18 protein-coding genes are annotated in these 20,300 nt (G+C 69.2%); 10 read left to right on the forward strand and 8 right to left on the reverse strand.

Annotated elements, in window-relative coordinates; genetic code table 11:
- Positions 1-97: 97 nt before the first annotated feature.
- The 4 genes from WFM69_RS06725 to WFM69_RS06740 all read left to right on the forward strand — a co-directional run bounded on the left by WFM69_RS06725 (position 98) and on the right by WFM69_RS06740 (position 5,355).
- The gene (locus WFM69_RS06725) at positions 98-406 is read left to right on the forward strand and encodes a GNAT family N-acetyltransferase (protein ID WP_337002945.1); all 309 of its coding nucleotides are present in this window, start codon (positions 98-100) and stop codon (positions 404-406) included.
- 52 nt (positions 407-458) lie between these two features.
- Positions 459-938, forward strand: a complete 480-nt coding sequence (locus WFM69_RS06730; protein WP_337002947.1) for a DIP1984 family protein — start codon at positions 459-461, stop codon at positions 936-938.
- Between the two features lie 256 nt (positions 939-1,194).
- Positions 1,195-2,364 (forward strand): exonuclease SbcCD subunit D, encoded by a 1,170-nt coding sequence (locus tag WFM69_RS06735; RefSeq protein WP_337002949.1) that lies wholly within the window; start codon positions 1,195-1,197, stop codon positions 2,362-2,364.
- Positions 2,365-5,355, forward strand: coding sequence for an SMC family ATPase (locus WFM69_RS06740; protein WP_337002951.1), 2,991 nt, complete (start codon positions 2,365-2,367; stop codon positions 5,353-5,355).
- 27 nt (positions 5,356-5,382) lie between these two features.
- Here the strand turns inward: WFM69_RS06740 and WFM69_RS06745 are convergent, their stop codons facing one another.
- The gene (locus WFM69_RS06745; RefSeq protein WP_337002953.1) at positions 5,383-5,940 is read right to left on the reverse strand and encodes a phosphorylase family protein; all 558 of its coding nucleotides are present in this window, start codon (positions 5,938-5,940) and stop codon (positions 5,383-5,385) included.
- A 109-nt stretch (positions 5,941-6,049) separates the two neighbouring features.
- On the opposite strand from WFM69_RS06745, the gene nadE reads away from it, so the two are divergent.
- Positions 6,050-6,868 carry an ammonia-dependent NAD(+) synthetase gene (gene nadE / locus WFM69_RS06750; protein WP_337002955.1) on the forward strand — a complete coding sequence of 273 codons (819 nt, stop codon included), beginning with the start codon at positions 6,050-6,052 and terminating at the stop codon, positions 6,866-6,868.
- A gap of 78 nt (positions 6,869-6,946) precedes the next feature.
- Entirely contained in the window at positions 6,947-10,417 is a 3,471-nt protein-coding gene (locus WFM69_RS06755) for a TM0106 family RecB-like putative nuclease (RefSeq protein ID WP_337002957.1), read from the forward strand.
- 78 nt (positions 10,418-10,495) lie between these two features.
- On the opposite strand, the gene upp is transcribed toward WFM69_RS06755, so the two are convergent.
- Positions 10,496-11,128, reverse strand: a complete 633-nt coding sequence (upp, locus tag WFM69_RS06760) for a uracil phosphoribosyltransferase (RefSeq protein ID WP_337002959.1) — start codon at positions 11,126-11,128, stop codon at positions 10,496-10,498.
- An 80-nt stretch (positions 11,129-11,208) separates the two neighbouring features.
- On the opposite strand from upp, the gene tadA reads away from it, so the two are divergent.
- Entirely contained in the window at positions 11,209-11,664 is a 456-nt protein-coding gene (gene tadA, locus WFM69_RS06765) for a tRNA adenosine(34) deaminase TadA (RefSeq protein ID WP_337002961.1), read from the forward strand.
- 15 nt (positions 11,665-11,679) lie between these two features.
- On the opposite strand, the gene WFM69_RS06770 is transcribed toward tadA, so the two are convergent.
- Positions 11,680-12,651, reverse strand: coding sequence for a cation diffusion facilitator family transporter (locus tag WFM69_RS06770; RefSeq protein ID WP_337002963.1), 972 nt, complete (start codon positions 12,649-12,651; stop codon positions 11,680-11,682).
- 59 nt (positions 12,652-12,710) lie between these two features.
- Here WFM69_RS06770 and proC point away from each other — a divergent pair, with 59 nt between their 5' ends.
- Positions 12,711-13,550, forward strand: a complete 840-nt coding sequence (gene proC, locus WFM69_RS06775; RefSeq protein WP_337002965.1) for a pyrroline-5-carboxylate reductase — start codon at positions 12,711-12,713, stop codon at positions 13,548-13,550.
- Positions 13,551-13,553: 3 nt separating this feature from the next.
- Positions 13,554-13,841, forward strand: coding sequence for a DUF1905 domain-containing protein (locus WFM69_RS06780; RefSeq protein WP_337002967.1), 288 nt, complete (start codon positions 13,554-13,556; stop codon positions 13,839-13,841).
- Here the strand turns inward: WFM69_RS06780 and WFM69_RS06785 are convergent.
- The 5 genes from WFM69_RS06785 to WFM69_RS06805 form a co-directional block, all read right to left on the reverse strand.
- Positions 13,838-15,076 carry an MFS transporter gene (locus tag WFM69_RS06785; RefSeq protein ID WP_337002969.1) on the reverse strand — a complete coding sequence of 413 codons (1,239 nt, stop codon included), beginning with the start codon at positions 15,074-15,076 and terminating at the stop codon, positions 13,838-13,840. The genes WFM69_RS06780 and WFM69_RS06785 overlap by 4 nt on opposite strands.
- Before the next feature lie 136 nt (positions 15,077-15,212).
- Entirely contained in the window at positions 15,213-16,739 is a 1,527-nt protein-coding gene (locus tag WFM69_RS06790) for a hypothetical protein (RefSeq protein WP_337002971.1), read from the reverse strand.
- A gap of 47 nt (positions 16,740-16,786) precedes the next feature.
- Entirely contained in the window at positions 16,787-17,563 is a 777-nt protein-coding gene (locus WFM69_RS06795; RefSeq protein WP_337002973.1) for an ABC transporter ATP-binding protein, read from the reverse strand.
- A 78-nt stretch (positions 17,564-17,641) separates the two neighbouring features.
- Positions 17,642-18,313, reverse strand: coding sequence for a potassium channel family protein (locus tag WFM69_RS06800; RefSeq protein ID WP_021198064.1), 672 nt, complete (start codon positions 18,311-18,313; stop codon positions 17,642-17,644).
- Positions 18,306-19,736 (reverse strand): TrkH family potassium uptake protein, encoded by a 1,431-nt coding sequence (locus tag WFM69_RS06805; protein ID WP_337002975.1) that lies wholly within the window; start codon positions 19,734-19,736, stop codon positions 18,306-18,308. Before WFM69_RS06805 ends, WFM69_RS06800 begins: the two co-directional genes overlap by 8 nt.
- A 107-nt stretch (positions 19,737-19,843) precedes the next feature.
- On the opposite strand from WFM69_RS06805, the gene WFM69_RS06810 reads away from it, so the two are divergent.
- Positions 19,844-20,260 carry an ArsR/SmtB family transcription factor gene (locus tag WFM69_RS06810; protein WP_337002977.1) on the forward strand — a complete coding sequence of 139 codons (417 nt, stop codon included), beginning with the start codon at positions 19,844-19,846 and terminating at the stop codon, positions 20,258-20,260.
- Positions 20,261-20,300 lie beyond the last annotated feature (40 nt).

Here is a 20,300-nt window from a genome sequence, read left to right on the forward strand (position 1 = left end):
AAAGGGCTTGCGTTGGTGGTCATGGGGGGATTATGTCCGATCATGACCGCCCATGTCAAAACGCCCGGGCGCGTCGCGCAGGCGTAACGTGGACCGAATGACGATCTCGCACACCGTCGGCGGCTTCATCCTGACCGACGAGAAGGACGCGTCCCGGTACACGCTCATGCGCGACGGCAAGCTCGTGAGCGTGCTCGACTATCGGGACGACGGGCACACGATCGCCCTCACCAGGGCCTTCACGATCCCGACTTTCCGCGGGAACGGGTATGCGGGGAAGGTCGTCGAGGGTGCGGTGGCCGACATCGAGGAGCGCGGTGACCGCAAGGTCGACGCCGTGTGCTGGTACGTCTCGGACTGGTTCGCGGCTCACCCCGAGCACGCGCGTCTGCTGCGCACACGCTGACCTCTCCGCTGTATGACGTTCTGTTACGTGCCCGTCCTGCCAGGATGAGGTCATGAGACTCGCCGAAGCCCTCACCGCACGTGCCGATCTGCAGCGCCGCATCGAGCAGCTGCGGGCGCGCATCGTCGCGAACGCCCGGTACCAGGAGGGCGAGGAGCCGGCCGAGGACGCCGCGGCGCTGATCGTCGAGGCGGACTCAGCGCTGATCGAGCTGCGAGACCTGATCCGCCGCATCAATGCGACCAACTCCCGGCTGGTGCTCGGTGCGGACGGGACGATGACGGATGCTCTCGCGGCGCGGGACGTGCTGCGGCTGCGGCACTCGGTGCTGACGGATGCGGCTGCCGCGGCATCCGGTGCGAGCGACCAGTTCCTGCGGCAGATGCGGTCGGAGCTGCGTCACGTCTCGGCGCTCCCCGTCACGGACCTGCGGACGAGGGCGGATGCCGTCGCGCAGGAGCTGCGCGAGCTGGACAACCGGATCCAGCAGGCGAACTGGTCGAACGATCTGGAGGAGAGCGGGAGTCGGTAGTCGCGACGAGGCGGGCACAACCCCAAGCCGGAGGGGAAATTCCGGCTCCTGTTGGGCGGAGGGCAGCCCGGATATCGCATCGCGCAGCCCCGCACGCCGCACAGGTGACCGCGCACAGCGCACCACGCATCACCACGTGCCGATCGTCGAGACGAGGGTGGGTCAGGGGACCTTCCGCTCCTTCCTCCGGGTACCGTCCGGGCCCGCTGCGGCACGCCTCGGACGCAATGTCGGAGGGGGTTCGTACGGTGTGAACATGCGAATCCTGCACACCTCCGACTGGCACATCGGGAGGACGTTCCACGGCAACTCGACCATGGACGCCCTGACCGAGGTCCTCGGAGCGCTCACCGAGCAGGTTCGCCGGAACGACGTCGATGTGGTGATCGTCGCGGGCGACGTCTTCGACTCGGCGACCCCGTCGGCTGCCGCGTACACGCTGCTCGGAGACGCGCTGGTGTCCCTGCACGAGACGGGTGCGCGGGTCATCGTGACGAGTGGCAACCACGACTCCGCCGCGCGCCTCGGATTCCAGGCACGGCTGCTGCGCGACGGCATCCACGTGCTGACCGATCCGCTCGCGGTCGGCGTGCCTGTGACGGTGTCCGACACCGACGGTCCCGTGCACTTCTTCGGGATTCCGTACCTCGAGCCCGCGATCGTGCGCCAGCACTGGCCCGAGGGCGACAGCTCCGGGCGGCAGCTCCGCACGCAGGCGCAGACGATGGCGCACGCGATGGAGCTGGTGCGCGGGGGCATGGCCGCGCACGCCGGGCGTGCGGTCGCGATCGCGCACTGCTTCGCCGCCGGAGTCGACGCCACCGCCGGACTCGAGCGCGAGGTGCGTCAGGGCGGCCTCGACGTCGTGCCGTTGAGCGTCTTCGATGGGCCCGACTACGTGGCGCTCGGTCACATCCACGGTCGGCAGCAGCTCAGCGAACGCGTGCGCTACGCCGGTGCGCCCCTGCACTACAGCTTCGGCGAGCAGCACAAGCCGCGTGGCTCATGGCTCGTCGAACTCGATGCCGAGGGGCTCGCGACGGTCGAGTGGCTCGAGCTGCCGGTGCCCCGTCGGCTCGTCACGCTCACCGGGACACTCGCCGAGATCCTCTCCGCCGAGTCCGTCGCCGAGCACGCCGACGATTGGGTGTGCGCGATCTACACCGACGCTGTACCGCAGGCCGAGCCGATGCGTCGACTGCGCGAGGCCTACCCGCACTGCGCCATGGTCCAACACCAGCCCGAGACCGTCGCGGGGAGCGAAGACACCTCCTACGTGCAGCGCCTGCGTGCCGCGGTGACCGATGCCGACCGCATCGAGGCGTTCCTGGAGCACGTACGGGCCGGCCAGGGCGCGACCGCGGCCGAACAGGCGCTGATCCGCTCGGTGCTCGATGATCGCGTGCGCGCCGAGGCGCTCGTCTAGATGCGTCTTCATCGTCTGGAGGTCGAGGGGTTCGGCCCGTTCCGCGCGCGGCAGACCGTCGACTTCGATGCATTCGCCGACGACGGGATCTTCCTGATCGCCGGTCGCACGGGCGCAGGCAAGTCCAGCATCCTCGATGCCGTGTGCTTCGGGCTCTATGGCGGGGTCCCGCGGTACGACGGCGGCGAGAAACGGCTTCGCAGCGATCATTGCGAGCCGGACGACCCCTCCGAGGTGGTCGTGGAGTTCAGCACGCCTGCCGGGAGGTTCCGTGTGACGCGGTCGCCCGAGTATCTGCGGCCGGCCAAGCGCGGTGGCGGCATGACCAAGCAGGCGGCGGCCGTGGCGCTCGACGAGTGGACCGACGCGGGCTGGGTCGGACGTGCGGCCCGCGCGGTCGATGTCGGGAACGAGCTCGACGAGATCCTGCAGCTCACCCGCGAGCAGTTCCTCCAGGTGATCCTGCTCGCCCAGAATCGCTTCTCGGAGTTCCTGCTCGCCGGGAGCCGGGACCGTCAGGCGCTCCTGCGCAGACTGTTCGGGACTCAGCGTTTCGAAGATGTGCAGGCGCGGTTCGATGAGCGTCGTCGAGAGGCGGAGCAGGTGCTCGGCACCCGGCTCGCCACAGTGCGCGCACGGGCCGAGGAGGCGGAGCGACTCACGATCGCCGAAGAGCTGGTGGGGGAACCGGGAGATGCCGACGCGACCGCGGCGCAACCATCGCCGCCGCTCTCGGTGGACGACAGGTTGGACGCACTGCGACGCGCGCAGGCCCGCGCCGATTACCGTGCTGAGCGCAAGGTCTCGGAGCGGTCGGAGGCCGAGAAGCGCTCGGCGGATGCCGACGATGTGCTCGCACGCACGCGTGAGGAGAAGCTTGCTCAGCGGGAGCGCGACCGGGCGCGGTCGGCGCTCGCGCTCATGGAATCCGAGCTCCCTCTGATCGACGCCGCACGCGCCGAGCTCGCGGCCGCGCGTTCCGCCGAGGCTCTGCGGTCGACGATCAGCGCTGCCGCGCGCGCACGGACCGCCCTCGACGAAGCCGCAGCGGACGAAGCGCGAGCACGTGAGGGGTGGGAAGCCTACGGCGTCGAGGTCGGCGGCGATCTCGACGCCTGGGCCGCGGAGCAGACACGGGAGAGCGGTGCCTGGGAGCGCGCCCGTGAGCTCGAGGAGCAGGCGCCGACGCTCGAGGCCGAGGTGCACGCCGCAGAGCTGGCGGTGAGCGCCGCGACTGCGCGCATCGAGAAGGGGGACGAGGAGCGTTCGTCCCTCCCTGCGGCCACCGCCGCCCTGACCGCGGAACGTGACGAGGCCCGACGGCTCGCCGACCGGGCACACGACCTGCGGGCCGCGCGAGACGTGGCAGCCGCACGTCGCACGGCGGCGCACGAGAGCGAGCGGTTGCAGGCGGCACTGGCCGCCGCAGAGGTCGATCTCACGGACGCCACCGCGGTGCACGCCGCCGCGCAGACGGCACTCGCGGGGCTGCGACAACGGCGCACCGACGGCATGGCGGGGGAGCTGGCCTCGACGCTGAGCACAGGAGACCCCTGTCCGGTCTGCGGCTCGCACGAGCATCCGGCCCCCGCCACGCACTCCGACCCGGTCTCATCCGACGACATCGAAGCCGCCGAAGCCGCCCGAGACGTCGCCGCCCAGCGCGAGCGTGAACTCTCCGCAGCCTCCTCGGCCATTCGCGCCGAGCTCGCCGCGGCCACCGCCCTCGCCGACGGGCAGACAATCGACCAAGCAGAGCAGGCGCATAGCGAGGCCGACACGGCACTCACCGACAGCCTCGCTGCCGCTGAGCGACGAGAATCCCTCGATGCGCAGCTGACCGAGCTCGGCGCCCGGGTCTCCTTGCTCGAAGCAGAGCGGCTCGAAGAGGCGGTGGCCCTCGGCCACGCGAAAGAACAGCTGGCACTGTTGCGCCAGCGCAGCGTCGAAGCGCAGGAGCTGATCGCCGAGGCGCGGGACGGCTTCGACACGGTCGCCGCACGCATGGCGGACACGGCGGGGAAGATCGTTGCCGCGCGCGCCCTCGCTGCCTCGATCGCGGAGCGCACCCGCCGCACGCAGGCCCTCGCCGAGGCGGATGCGGAGCGAGACACGGCGCTCGCCGATTCTCCGTTCGAGGACGCCGCTGCCGTCGAGCGGGCGCTGCGCTCCGCGTCGGAGCAGGAGTCTCTCGATGCCCGGATCGCACAGCACGCGGTGCAGCGCGAGAAGGAACGGGCCATCCTGTTCGATCTCGAGCTGCGCACGCTCCCCGAAGACCCGATCGACCTGGCTCCGACGGAACACGCGTCATCGACCGCCCGCGCAGCCTGGACGACTGCGGTCGACGAGGCGGCCCGGGCGACGGGCACCGCTGAACGGCTGGCGGGGCTGATCGAATCCGCGGCGACGGAGCACGCCCGCACCGCGACCGACGCCGCCGAGTTCGAGGTGCTGCAGAACCTCGCCGACACGATCGCCGGACGCGGAGCGAACACGCGCAAGATGACGCTGGAGACCTTCGTCCTCGCCGCTGAGCTCGAAGAGATCGTCGACGCGGCCAACCGTCGACTGCATGACATGTCGACCGGCCGCTACCAGCTCGAGCACTCCGACGCCCTTGCTGCCCGCGGTGCGGCGTCGGGGCTCGGCATCGTGGTGTTCGACGCCTTCACCGGGCAGACCCGACCGCCGCAGTCGTTGTCCGGCGGCGAGACGTTCCTGACCTCACTCGCGCTCGCGCTCGGGCTCGCCGAAGTCGTGACAGCACGCGCCGGGGGCATCCGACTCGACACACTGTTCATCGACGAGGGGTTCGGGTCGCTCGACGGAGATACCCTCGACGTCGCGATGCGCACGCTGGACGAGCTGCGGCAGGGTGGCCGCACGGTCGGCGTGATCAGTCACGTCGAGGCCATGCAGGAGCAGATCCCCGCACAGCTCACGGTGCGAGCGCAGCCGAACGGACCCAGCCTGATCGAAACGCGCTGACGCGCCGTCGGCTGAGGTGCCGCTGCGTCAGACGCCGTACTCGCTGCGGATGAAGTCGCGCAGCTGCACGCTGCACTTCGCGACGGCCTCGCGCCAGTCGGTGAGCGCTCCGTCTTCCGCCTGGTCCGAGACGGCACGGAACACGCGGATCGGCACGTCGAACTGCGCGGCGACCCAGATGTAGGCGTAGGTCTCCATGTCGACGAGGGCGGCACCGGAGGGGCGGATCACGGCGGTGACCTCGGCATCCTCCACGAAGTGGTCACCCGTCGCGATCAGCACGCCCTCGCGGCCGGTGGCGACCCGCGCCGGGAGGGAGACGTGCTGCCCGGCGACGCCGTCCAGGTCGGTCACGTCGTGCTGGAAGGCGGTGCCGACCTCGTGCACCGTGGCTTCGAGTTCGGGGTCGATCGCGCCGGCCGTGCCGACCACGACGATCTCGTCGTAGACGCGAGCGTCCAGAGCGCGGGTCAGGCCGTAGGTCGCCTGCAGCTTGCCGGGCCCGGTGACGAGGCGGTCGAAGCCCTCGAGCTCCTCGGGGAAGGCGGACAGTTCGGATGCGAGAGCGGCGACGAGGAGTTTCACTGCCCCATTCTCTCAGGTCCGACCTGGCAGGAGGATGCGAACGAGGTGGCGTCACCCGCGCGTAACACGAAGGAGCGATACTGATTCGAGGACAAGACCGGAGGACCACATGTCGTTGCAGCAGCAGATCTCCGCGGACCTCGGTGTGAGGTCCGAGATCGATCCGGAAGCCGAAGTGGAACGTCGCGTGGGCTTCCTCGCCGATTACCTCCGCGCGACCGGGGCGAACGGCTTCGTGCTGGGCATCTCGGGCGGACAGGATTCGACGCTCGCCGGGCGACTGGCCCAGCTCGCGGTCGAGCGCGTACGAGCCGAGGGCGGTGACGCACGGTTCCTGGCCGTACGCCTGCCCTATCGCGTGCAGCACGACGCCGACGATGCCGAGGCCGCGCTCTCGTTCATCGCGGCGGATTCGTCGGTCGAGGTCAACATCCAGAACGGTGTGGACGGTGTCGAGGAGGACATCGAGTTCGCCGTCACGAGCGACATCAGCGACTTCAACCGCGGGAACATCAAGGCCCGCGTGCGCATGGTCACGCAGTACGCCCTGGCAGGACACGACGGGATGCTGGTGATCGGCACCGATCATGCGGCGGAGGCCGTGACCGGCTTCTACACGAAGTTCGGCGATGGTGCGGCCGACATCCTCCCGCTGTCCGGACTCAGCAAGCGGCAGGGGCGCGCGCTGCTGCAGGTGCTCGACGCACCGGACCGCCTCACCTTCAAGGTGCCGACCGCCGACCTCCTCGACGGCCAGCCGGGCCGCGCCGATGAAGACGAGCTCGGGCTCACCTACGAGCAGATCGACGACTTCCTCGAAGGACGCCGGGTCGATCCCGAGGTCGCCGGGCGCATCGAGGCGCGGTACCTGGCGACGCAGCACAAGCGACACCTGCCGGTGACGCCCGACGACGAGTGGTGGCGCTGACCGCACGCGCGGAGGCTCCGCTTCGCCCGTGTCGGATGCCGCGGATAGTGTCGAAGCATCCGACAGAACGGGAGCATCGTGCGGATCGACACTCAGGCGCAGCGCGTCATCTGGAGCGCGAGCGACCTCAAGGCGGCCGCGGAATGCGAGTTCGCGTGGTGTCGGGCGATCGACGCGAAACTCGGGCGGGTGCCCGCCGTCGAGGAGCCGGAAGACGCGACGCTGCGGCGCGCGGCCGAACTCGGCGACGTGCACGAGCAGAACGTGCTCGCCCGCTACGTGCACGATCTCGGTGAGCAGAAGGTCCATCAGATCGAGAAGGTCTCCTCGATCGACGCCGAGGCCCTGGCTGCCGCCGTCGACGAGACCATCGCCGCGCTGCGGTCCGACGTGCTCGTGGTGTTCCAGGCCGCTTTCGCGACCGAGGAGTTCGTCGGGTTCGCCGACTTCCTGCGCAAGGACGACGACGGTCGGTGGCGCGTGCAGGACTCGAAGCTGGCCCGGAAATCACGGGTCACGGCGCTCATGCAGCTCGCGGCATACGTCGACCAGCTCGATCGCCTCGGCATCCCGCGCTCCGACGAGGTCGACCTGATCCTCGGCGACGGCACGCTCAGCACCCACATCGTGGACGATCTCCTCCCGCTGTTCCAGGTCCGGCGTGCACGCCTGCGCGCGCTCATCGCCGATCGCCGGATCGACGAGGGAGCATCCGGTGCGCCGCTCGCGTGGGGCGACGATCGCGGCGATCTGCAGATCGTCGCCTGCGGTCGCTGTGCGACCTGCGAGGAGCAGGTGATCGCTCATCGCGACCTGCTCATGGTCGCCCGGATGCGACCGGTGCAGCGAGCTCGACTGCGGGCGGCCGGTGTCGAGACGATCGATGCCCTCGCCGTCGCACCCGACGCTCCGGAATGCATGAACGCCGACACGTTCGAGAACCTCCGCGCCCAGGCCCGACTCCAGCTGCGTGCCGACGAGGAGGGGACGCCGACCTACGACGTGCACTATGCGGCGGCGATCCACACGCTTCCCCTTCCGAGTCACGGCGACATCTTCTTCGACTTCGAGGGAGACCCGCTCTACACCGAACCTGCGCCCGACGGCGAGGCGCACTGGGGGATCGACTACCTCTTCGGCTGGGTCGACAACGCCGATCAGTATTCGGCGCTGTGGGCGCACACCTTCGCCGACGAGAAGCGGGCGCTCGAGACCTTCCTCGACTTCGTGCACGCCCGCAGGGCCGTGCATCCGGGCATGCACATCTACCACTACGCACCGTATGAGACCTCGCACCTGGTGGCGATGGCCGCTCGGCACGGCGTGCGCGAGGGGGAGGTCGATCGGCTGCTGCGCGAGGGCGTGTTCGTCGACCTGTACCCACTGGTGCTGCGCACGGTGCGGGTCGGGTCGCGCTCCTATTCGATCAAGAAGCTCGAGCCGCTCTACATGGGCGAAGACGTGCGCACGAGCGACGTGCAGAAGGGCGACGACTCGATCGTGCAGTACGTCGCCGCGCGCGAGCTCGCGGCGGCAGGGGAGCAGACCGAGGCGGATGCGGTACTGGCCGACCTCGCCGACTACAACCGCTACGACTGCGTGTCGACGCGGCGGCTGCGCAACTGGCTGATCGACATCGCGAGGCAGAAGGGCGTCACGCCCGCGCCTCCCGACGATGCCGACGACATCATCTACGAGCCGTCGCCCCGATCGGTCGCGCTGCTCGCCGACGCCGAGCGTGCCGTCGAAGCCGGCGGTGATGGGCAGGTGCATCGGATCGCGGCGGCGGCGATCGACTACTTCCCGCGCGAGGCGAAGAGCTTCTGGGTGTCGCACTTCCAGCGACTGCGCGAGCCGGTCACGATGTGGGACTCCACGCGCGATGTGGTGCGCGTGGATCGCCCCCGCTCGGCCGTGCGCCGGGAGTGGAGCATCGGCGAGGGGCGTCGGGTGATGTCCCGCGACGTCGAGATTCGGGGGGAGGTCTCGCCGGGGACCACCCTCGGCGTGGGGTCGCAGCCGTTCGCGCTCTACGAGGTGCCCGCGCCGTTCGACACCGAGGCACCGTCCCGGGCCGTGCACGTGCCGCACACCGTCACGGTCAGCGAGGTGCTCGACGACGGCTACCTCGTGACCGAGTCCGCCGTGCAGGGCCAGACGTGGGACGAACTGCCGCTCGCCCTGACCCCCGCTGCGCCGCCGCGTGTGGTGTCGCTGCAAGGAGCGATCGACGAGTGGGCGGACTCCGTGCACGGTGCCGCTCCCGACTTCCCTGCGGATGCCGCGACCGACATCCTGCGTCGCGTACCGCCGCGCACGCTGTCGGGACGCGGGCTCCCGGCCGCTGCTGACGACACGATCGACGCGATCACGCGGGGCATCCTCGATCTCGACCGCAGCTACCTCGCGGTGCAGGGTCCTCCGGGGACGGGCAAGACCTATACGGGATCACGGGTGATCGCGCGCCTCGTGAACGAGCACGGCTTCAAGGTCGGCGTGGTGGCGCAGTCGCACGCGATCATCGAGACGCTCCTGGCACGGGTCGTCGCCGACGGCGTCTCCCCGTCCCAGGTCGCCAAGGCGCCGAAGGATCCCGAGATAGACCCGCCGTACACGGTCATCCCGAAGAACGGAATGGCGGCGTTCCTCGGCGAGCACGCCGGCGAGGGCGCGGTGGTCGGCGGCACCGCATGGGACTTCAGCAATACGCAGCGGGTCGATCGCGGCGGACTCGATCTGCTCGTGATCGATGAGGCGGGGCAGTTCTCACTGGCTTCCACCATCGCGGTCGCCGCGGGGGCGAAGCGGCTGCTGCTCCTCGGCGACCCGCAGCAGCTCCCGCAGGTGAGTCAGGGCGCGCATCCGGAACCGGTCGATACATCCGCCCTGGGGTGGGTGATGGACGGCGACCCGGTCGTGCGACCCGAGTACGGCTACTTCCTGTCGCACTCGTGGCGCATGCATCCGTTCGTCGCGGCTCCCGTGTCGAAGCTGGCCTACGCCGGGCAGCTCGCATCGGCTCCCGGTACCGAACGGCGCATGCTGGACGGCGTCGAGCCGGGGCTGCATGTCGTGCCACTGCGTCATCGGGGCAACGCCACTCAGTCGCCCGAGGAGGCCGCCGAGGTCGTGCGGCTCGTGGCCGATCTGCTCGGGCGCATGTTCACAGACAACGACGCGGCAGCGTCGACGAGGCCCCTCGCGGAGTCCGACATCATCGTCGTCACGCCGTACAACGCCCAACGTCAGTTGGTGCTCGATGCGCTCGCCGCGGCGGGGTTCCCGGATGTCCCGGTGGGCACGGTCGACAACTTCCAGGGCAAGGAGGCCGTGGTCTCGATCACCTCGCTCGCGGCATCCAGCGGGCGGGATGCGCCGCGCGGGCCGGAGTTCCTGCTGCTGCAGAACCGGCTCAACGTGGCGATCTCGCGCGCACAGGTCGTCGCGTACCTGATCCACTCGCCGGCTTTGCTCGACGATCTGCCCTACACGCCGGAGGGTGTGGCGCGACTCAGCGCCTTCGCGCGCCTCGTGGGTGCCGCGGACTGACCGCGCAGGGAAGGCGATGCTGCGGCACGACGAGCGCCACCGCGGGTGAGTTGAGCCCACCGCGGCGCGCGGTACGGATCAGACCGTTCCGTACAGCCGATCGCCCGCGTCACCGAGTCCGGGCACGATGTAGCCCTTCTCGTTGAGGCGTTCGTCGAGTGCTCCGAGAACGAGCGTCACGTCGCGGTCGCCGACCATCGCCTCGATCGCGGCGACGCCCTCGGGGGTGCCGAGCAGGCAGATCGCGGTGACGTCCTTCGCGCCGCGGTCGAACAGGAACTGGATCGCGGCGGCGAGCGAGCCGCCCGTCGCGAGCATCGGGTCGATCGCGAAGCACTGGCGGTCGCTGAGGTCGTCAGGAAGGCGCTCGGCGTAGGTGGTGGGCTCGAACGTGGTCTCGTCGCGCACCATGCCGAGGAAGCCGACCTCGGCCGTCGGGAGCAGCTTCACGAGTCCTTCGAGCATTCCGAGCCCGGCGCGCAGGATCGGCACCACGATCGGGCGGGGCTCCGAGATCTTCACGCCCATGGTCGTGGTGACCGGGGTCGTGATCTCGACCGGGCTGACCTTCACGTTGCGGGTCGCCTCGTACGCGAGCAGCGTGACGAGTTCCTCCGTGAGCTGCCGGAACACGGGCGACGGCGTGCGCGCGTCGCGCAGCACCGAGAGCTTGTGGGTGATGAGGGGGTGGTCTGCCACGTGAACACGCATGGATACAGGGTAATGCGCCGTGCCTCCCGGTACGACATCGGCACCGTGGCCGCGCTCGGCGGCTGCCGTAGGCTCGACGCATGACCGCCGCCGACGACCTCGCCATGCAGCGTGCGCTCGTGCTCGCCGCCGAGGCGTCCGCCGCCTCCGAGATCCCTGTCGGCGCGGTGATCCTCGATGCCGACGGGCAGCCGGTGGCCGAGGGGCGCAATACGCGCGAGGCCACACACGATCCGACGGGTCACGCCGAGATCGAGGCGCTGCGACGAGCCGCCGCGTCCCTCGGCTCGTGGAACCTCGAGGGGCACACGCTCGTGGTGACGCTCGAACCGTGTGTGATGTGCGCTGGCGCGATCCTGCAGGCTCGCATCGGTCGCGTGGTGTTCGGCGCCTGGGACGAGAAGGCGGGCGCTGCCGGCTCGATGTACGACGTGCTGCGCGACCGGCGGCTGCCCTATCGCGCCGAGGTGATCGGCGGAGTTCAGGAGGAGGCGTCCATCGCGCTGCTGCGCGACTTCTTCCAGCAGCGACGTTGATGCACGCCCCGGTGGTCAGTCGGAGGACTTGAGCACGAAGACGTCGGTCGAGGGCTCGGGGTCGATCGCGGGACGGTAGACATCCGGCTCGATGTAGACGACGCGCGCCACGGGCACGGCCTCGCGGATGCGCGCCTCGATCGCGTTGATGTCGTCGGCCGCTTCTCGGAGCGGCTTATCGGCGTTGAGGGCGATCTTCGCGGCGACCATCAGCTCATCGGGGCCGAGGTAGAGCGTCTTCATGTGGATGATCTTCTCGATCTCGGTGCCGGCGTTGATCGCGTCGACGATGCGGTCGTAGTCGGCCTGGGTCGCGCCCTCGCCGACCAGGAGGCTCTTGGTCTCCACACCCAGCACGATCGCGATCAGGACGAGAAGCACACCGATCATCACGGTGCCGAGCGCGTCGAAGAGGGGGTTTCCGGTGATGAGGGTGAGCCCGACACCGAGCAGCGCGAAGGTGAGACCGGTCAGGGCCCCGACGTCTTCGAGCAGCACGACGGGAAGCTCGGGCGCTTTCGACCGGCGCACGAACGACACCCAGGACTGGCCCTTCTCGCGCACGAGGTTGCTCTCGCGCACGGCGGTGCGCAAGGAGAACGACTCCAGGCCGATCGCGACGACGAGCACGACGAGGGGCAGCCACCACCAGGTCTTGTCGAGCTCGTGCGGGTTGGTGAGCTTCTCGACGCCTTCGTAGATCGCGAAGAGACCACCGACGGAGAAGAGGATGATCGAGACGACGAACGCGTAGACGTACCGTTCGCGGCCGTAGCCGAACGGGTGCGCGCGGTCGGCTTCGCGCCGCGCCTTGCGCCCACCGAGCATCAGCAGCAGCTGGTTGCCCGAGTCGGCGACGGAGTGGATGGCTTCCGCGAGCATCGAGGCGGATCCGGAGAGAGCCCAGGCGAGGAGCTTCGCGAGCGCGATGCCCATGTTCGCCAGGAACGCCGCGACGATGGCCTTGTTGCCTCCGGATGCACTCATGCCACGAGTCTAGAACCGCCCGCCCGAGGATGTCGGTGTGCCCGCCGTAGGATGACGACATGGCTGATTCGCTTCCCTCGCTCGCGTTCCTCGGTGCCGGCTCGATGGGGGGTGCGATCCTCCGTGGGGTGGTCGCCTCCGGAATCCGGGTCGATGGCGGGATCACGGCGACGAACCGCACGGCCGAGAAGGCGGACGCGTTCGCCGATCTCGACGGCGTGACGAGCATCGCACTCGCCGAGCGGCCCGACGGCAATGCCGAGGCCGTCGCGGGCGCGCGCATCGTGCTGGTCGGCGTGAAGCCGGCGATGGTGCCGGATCTGCTCCGCGAGATCGCCCCGCATCTCGCGGCCGACACGATCGTGGTGAGCGTCGCGGCCGGCGTCACGCTGCAGACGTTCGCCGATGTCCTCGGTCCCGATGCGCGTGTCATCCGCTCGATGCCCAACACGCCGTCGACCGTGCGCAAGGGTGTCACGGGTCTTGCGGTGGGTGCCGCGGCCACGGGTGACGATCTGGCGCTGGTCCGTCGACTCTTCGAGACGGTCGGTGCGGTCGTGGAGGTGCCCGAGTCGCAGATCGACGCGCTGTCCACCATCTCGGGCTCGGGCCCGGCCTACGTGTATCTGTTGATCGAGGAGTTCACGAAGGCCGCGATCGGCATGGGCTTCAGCGATGCCGATGCCCGGCTCATGGTGGAACAGACATTCATCGGCGCGACGGCGCTGCTCGAGGCCTCGGGGGAGGAGCCGACCGAGCTGCGCCGTCGCGTGACGAGTCCGAAGGGCACGACCGAGCGTGCGATCGCCGTGCTGCAGGATGCGCACCTCGACCGCACCTTCGCCGATGCCGCCGACGCCGCCCTCGCCCGGGCGAAGGAACTCGCCGCCGGAGCCTGAGCCGTGCGACTGCGGATCGAGGGCGAGATCTGGTTCTGGCGCGGACCTGCGCCGTTCCATTTCGTCACCGTGCCGCCCGTCGAGAGCGAGATGATCCACGACGTCGCCTCCGTGGTGACCTACGGGTGGGGGATGATCCCGGCGTCGGTCACGATCGGTTCCACCACGGTGACGACGGCGCTCTGGCCGAAGGACGGCGGTTACATCGTGCCGATCAAGAAGCTCCTCCAGGATCGCGAGGGCGTGGGCGTCGACGATGTCGTCGAGGTCGTGCTCGACATCGACGCCTAGGAACCGACATGCGGCGTCTGCAGGGCTGAGCAGGCGAGCGGAGTCGGCCTTGCGATCGTTCTCAGCAGAATGAGGTTGGCGGCGCTCGCGATCAGGATGATGTTGCCGGCGAGCAGCGCAAGAGCCTGGGGAGCGAACGTCGTCGCCGCCGTCGCGAGACCGGCAGCGGCATAGGCGATCGGGACCCCTCCGAGCTCCATCGCGGAGTTGAACGAGAATGCTCGCGCGAGCTGACTTTGCCCGACATGCTCAGGAACACCGGCTGACCACCAGGACATGGCGAGCGCGAGGAGACCTGTCGCAGTGAAGATCGCGACGATCACAAGGCTCTCGTGAAGGTGGCTCCCGAGGGCGAAAAGGGGAAGCGAAAGCCCTGCGGATGCTGCGACCGAGGCGACGACCGGATTACGGGCCCGGATATGGAGAGCGGCGAAGCCGCCCGCAAGGAGCCCCGCGGTGTAGCTGACCCCGCAGATGCCCCAGAACGTTGCTCCTCCGTACACGCGGTTCGAGAGAGCGGGGCTGATCAACTGATAGCCGGCCATCCAGGCGCCGTTCACGACCATCCCGCAGAGCGCAGTCGTCAACAGCCAACGCTGTGTCGCTGAGTACCTCAGTCCGGCGAGCAACTCGGTCAGAGTGCCCGCGCGCTTTCCAGGAAGTGGTGCGAGGCGCACTCCGAGCATGAGCAGTGCTGAGACGAAGAACGTGGCCGCATCGATCAGGAGAACGATGCCGTGGGGAGCGATGAGCAGCAGAACCGCGGCGAGACCGGGGCCGAGCAGGCGCGCGGTGTCGACGCACAGACTCATCAGGGCTGTTCCTCGCTGCAGTGACGTGGGGCCCACCAGATCTCGGACCATCGCCCGCGAGGCCGGGATCGTGTATGCAGCCAACGACGACATCGCGAAACTCAGGATGCTCAGCAACCACGGCGCGGTGATGCCAAGGAGGACGAGGACGCCGATGAGCACTTGAATCGCGCCGGAGATCAGTCGAGAGACAACGATGAGGCGCGCTCTGTTGCCGCGGTCAGCGGCGACGCCTCCGAAGAGGATGACGACCGCTGGTCCGAGAGCGGTCGCGCAGAGGATGGTGGCAAGACCCACAAGCCCGTCGTCGCGCCCGAGCATTGTGAAGGCGAGAGCGATAGGCGACATGGAAGACCCGAAGCTGTTCATTGCCTGCGCGGCGCAGACCTTCGCGAGCTCGGGGCTGTCGCGAAACAGTCTCATGGGCACGGGACGCTCGCCGCGCCCTTCGTGCACAGATCATCGCTGAGATTCTCCATCGCCGCCCCCGCCCCCGACTAAGACGTTACAGGTTACCGTCTTTTCGTGGTGCAGAACAGCTAGGCGTCCCTGAGTCCGCTCAGCTCTCGCTGGACACCTCGATCAGCACCTCGGGCCAGCGCCGCTCCAGCGTCTTCCCGCCGAGTGCGACTCCACCCCCGAGGGCGAGCCCGCCGAAGATCACGCCGCACGCCAGGCTGACCCAGCCGAGCGCCGGTGTCCAGATCGAGGCGATCGCGAATCCGAGTGCCGGAGCGCCCAGCGCCAGGGTGATCGGCGACATGATCACCATCGCGAGCAGCGACTGCACCCCGCCGGAGGAACCGCGCCCGAACGGACTCGCCTCCGGCGCAGGAGCGCGTCCGGGGAGGAAGCTGCCCACCCAGGCGCCCGCGCCGGCCGAGATCGCCGTGAGACCGAGGGCGGCGCCCAAGCTGGCGGGGATCAGATCGGGGCGCCCGGCAAGCAGCGAGGTGGCGACGCACAGTGCGGCCGTGACCGGGATGGCGATGATTCCGAATCCGAGGAGTCGTCCGACGCGGTCGGCGGCACCGCTCACGCCCGTGAGCATGTGCAGGGCGATCGCATCGTTGTCGTAGGCGATCGCCATCTGCACGATGCTGCCCGCGAGGAGCGCATTGATCGCGGGGATCAGCACGATCCCTGGCCCGAGGTCGATGCTCTCCTCGCCGAGGCTGTTCAGGAGCATGAGCCCGATGAAGAGTGCCGGGAGCAGCAGGAGCATCACGATGTTGACGAGCTGTCGAGGGTCGCGGCGGAAGTACCGCAGGGTGCGCGCGGCGATCGCTCCGGCCGGAGTGGCCGGCAGCATCCGGTCGAGCACGCCGCCCGAGCGCACTCGTCCTCCGCCGCTGCTCTGGATGGGGGCGACGAGACGTGCCGCCAGCAGCCGCTGCGCCGCGAACCACAGCACGAGCACCGTGGCGAGGGCGACGAGCAGTCGCAGTGCCGCCGTGAGGTACGCGCCTTGGGCGACGGCTGCCGGCACTCCGAAGACGGCGGCGATGGGCGTCCAGGCCACGACATCCACGATCGCGGTGAACGCGCCACCGGCATCGGTCACGGAGGCGAGCGCTCCGATTCCGAGGTTGAGCAGAAGTCCGGAGGATGCGAGCAGCACCACACCGACCGTCACCACGAGGTCACGGGTGCTGCGCCGCGCGAGCCACTGCGCGAGCAGACCGCTCACCACGCGGGCGCCGAGCACGCATGTGACGATCGCGACCGGGATCATGATCAGGGCCGTCAACAGTGCGGGAAGGCTCACCGACCAGCCGAGCAGCATCAGCACGAGCGCGATCGTCGTGCCGAGGCCGCCGATCGTCGTCGTGCCAGCGACCACGAGGCCCGGCAGCAGGGCGCGGGCTGTCACGGGGAGCAGTGAGAAGCGTTCGGGGGCGAGGGAGTCGTCGGCGCTGACGAAGATCGAGCCGACCCACCAGCCGAGCACCAGCACGGCTCCGGCCACCACGATCGCAGTCACCGCGGCGTCCGGCGCGAGGAAGCGGAGGGCGACGAGTCCTGCCGCCAACCCGGCGAGAAGGCCGAGCGCGACCATTCCGGTGATGATCAGCGTGACGATCATCCACGGATTGCGAGAGAGCTGGTGACGGAGCTGCCGCCAGCGCAGGCTTACGAGGAGCGCAACCACGCGAGCGTCTCCGTTCCGAGGTCGTGCGCCCCCACGAGCGTCAGGAAACGCTGCTGCAGCGAGACACCTGCTCGCACCTCGTCGAGCGGTCCGTGGGCGAGCAGGCGTCCTTCTGCCACGATGGCGACCCGATCGCACAGCGATTCGACGAGCTCCATGACGTGGCTCGACAGCACGACCGTGCCGCCGCCTTGCACGAACGACCGGAGGATCTGCCGGATCGTCTCGCCGGAGACCGGGTCGACGGCCTCGAGGGGCTCGTCGAGGATCAGCAGACGGGGCGCGTGGATGAGCGCGCAGGCGAGGCCGATCTTCTTGCGCATACCCGCGGAGTAGTCCACGACGAGCGTGTCCCGGGCGTCGGCGAGGCCGAGCGCATCGAGCAGGTCGCCGCTGCGGGAGACGACCTCCGCCTCCGGCATGCCGCGCAGCAGCCCGGTGTAGCGCAGCAGCTCCGCGCCGGTGAGCCGGTCGAGCATGCGGATGCCGTCGGGCAGCACGCCCATGCGTGCCTTGGCCTCGGCCGGGTTCTGCCACACGTCCGCACCGAGCACCCACGCCGCCCCGGCATCCGGGCGCAGCAGCCCTGTGGCCATGGCGAGGGTCGTGGTCTTGCCCGCGCCGTTCGGGCCGAGCAGCCCGAGCATCGAACCGGCCGGCACGTTGAGCGAGAGGTCGTCGACGGCGACCTTCTGCCCGAACTGCTTGCGGAGGCCGCGAAGGGCGAGGACAGGAGGGGCCGCTGTGGGGTCGGTCATGGCACCCATCCCATCACGGAGACGCGTGCCGGGGCATCCACCGCGAGGGGGAGGCGTGAGATTCCGGATGCCGTCCGGTCAGCGGTCGAGCCCGGCGAAGCGCTCGATGTCGCTGTTGGTGCCGGAGACGATGATGAGGTCGTGGTTCGTGACGATGGTGTTCGCCTCGGCGTAGCGGAACGGCTTGCCGGGGCTCTTCACGCCGACCACGGTGACCTTGTACTTCGACCGCACGCCGGATTCGTTCAGGCCCACGCCGCGGATGAACTTCGGCGGGTACATCTTGGCCAGCACGAAGTCGTCGTCGAAGCGGATGAAGTCGAGCATCCGTCCGCTCACCAGGTGCGCCACGCGCTCGCCGGCTTCACGCTCCGGGTAGATGACGTGGTTCGCTCCGACACGGGCGAGGATCTTGCCGTGCGACTGCGAGACGGCCTTGGCCCAGATCTGCGGCACCTTGAGATCGACGAGGTTGGCGGTGATCAGCACCGAGGCCTCGATCGAGGATCCGACCGCGACGACGGCGACCTGGAAGTCCTGCGCGCCGATCTGGCGGAGCGCGTCGATGTTCTTCGCGTCGGCCTGGACGGTATGCGTGACCCGGTCCGACCACTTCTGCACGAGCTCGAGGTTGTCGTCGATCGCGAGCACTTCGCGGTCGAGGCGGTCGAGTTCCCCGGCACAGGCGGCGCCGAATCGGCCGAGGCCGATGACGAGGACGGGCGCGTCGCCCCGGAGGACTTCAACCAACGATCGGCCTTTCCACGGGCAGTGAGTAGTACTGCGTTCGCGAGGTCGCGGCGACTGCCGCGGCGAGAGTCACTGTACCAACGCGCCCCATGAAGATCGTGGCGGCGAGCACGTAGGAGCCGGCGTCAGGGAGGTCGGCGGTGAGCCCGGTCGAGAGCCCGACGGTGGCGAACGCCGAGATCACGTCGAACAGCACATGGCTGATGTTGTCTTTCGTGATCTGGGCGATCACGATCGTCGACAGCGCGACGATCGTGGCTCCCCATGCCACGACGCTGAGGGCCACGCGCTGCACGTCGCTGGGGATGCGGCGGCCGAACGCCTCGACCGACGGGCGGCCCTTCGCCTCCGACCAGACCGCGATCGCGAGCACGGCGAGGGTGGTGACCTTGATGCCGCCGGCGGTCGATGCCGAGCCGCCGCCGACGAACATCAGCATGCTCGCGGCGAGCAGTGAGGAGCCGTTCAGGTCGGACATGTCGATCACGTTGAATCCGCCGGAGCGGGTCATCGCGGACAGGAAGAACGCTTGGAACGTGGTGTCGGCGGCATCCATCGATCCGAACGTCTTCGGGTTGTCGAACTCGAGGATGACGAAGACCGCGGCGCCCACGATGAACAGGAGCACGGTCGTGACGAGGGTGAGCTTGGTGTGCAGCGACCAGCGCTTCACATGCCAGACGTGCCGGGCGAGCGTGTAGATGACCGGGAAGCCGATGCTGCCGAGGAACACGCCGATCATGAGCAGGGACAGCACGAGGTAGTCGTCGGCGAACACGGCGACGCCGCCGTCGTTCGGCGCGAAGCCGGTGTTCGTGAAGGCCATCGCCGCGAAGTACGGAGCCTCCCAGAGCGCTCCGATCGGATCGACCTTGGCCATCACCAGCGCCGGGTAGAGCAGCACGGCGAGGGATGCCTCGATGATGAGCGCCGAGATGGCGACCGTGCGCAGGAGCTGTCCGACTTCGCCGAGCCGGACCGTCTGACTCTCGTTCACGACGCCGCCGTGCGCGCGGAGCGGGTTCGTGTCGCCGGCCGCCATCAACTTGGCGCGCAGTCCGAGGCGCTTCGAGATGAGCATGCCCATGAGCGAGGCGAGGGTGAGCACTCCGAGAGCGCCGATGTTCACGCCGACGAACACGAGCACATGACCGAACGGCGACCAGTGGTTGGCCATGTCGACCGTGGCGAGGCCGGTCACGCAGATCGTGGACACGGCGGTGAAGAGCGCGTCGCTCAGCGGGGTGACCGTGCCGCTGGCCGAGGCGATCGGCAGGGAGAACAGCGCCGTGAAGACGAGGATCAGCAAGGCGAAGACGGCGATCGCGAAGCGTGACGGAGAGGACGTGACCAGGTGCTTCACGCGGGCGGCCGCGTTCTGGAATCGATGTCGGGGCGACGACGCCGAAACGATGCCCGACATCGCGGCCCCTTTCTCGTTCTTGCTCGTGCCGCGCCCGGCGGTCACGCGGCGCCTGTCGCCGAGCCTTCGTCATGGTACTCCGTGCCGGGGGCGACTACCCTGAACTCATGACGGACATCTTCGACGTGATCGCAGACGGTACGAGGCGAGACATCCTCCAGCTCCTGCTGCGGCGCACGACCGAAGGTGAGACCGGCACCAGCGTCAGCCATATCGTCGCCGACCTGGGCATCAGCCAGCCCACGGTGTCGAAGCATCTGAAGGTGCTGCGCGACGCAGAGCTCGTGACGGTGCGTGAAGACGGCCAGCGTCGTTTCTACAGTCTCGCGGTCGAACCGCTCGAGGTCGTGGACGACTGGCTGGTGCCGTTCCTGGTGGACGCCTTCGGCGCCGGCGCGCCGGACATCGCCTACCCGGGGACCCCGCTTCCCGACAGCGCAGCGCACGCGGCCGAGGTCGTCGGTCGCGCGGCCGCGTCGGCCAAGCACGTCGTCGCCACCGCCCTCAAGCGACTGGGAGCCTGACGCTCTTCGGCAGGCGGGGGCCGGAACAGCCTCGCCCCTG

It is taken from the genome of Microbacterium sp. LB12 (assembly GCF_037150835.1).
Lineage (GTDB): Bacteria > Actinomycetota > Actinomycetes > Actinomycetales > Microbacteriaceae > Microbacterium.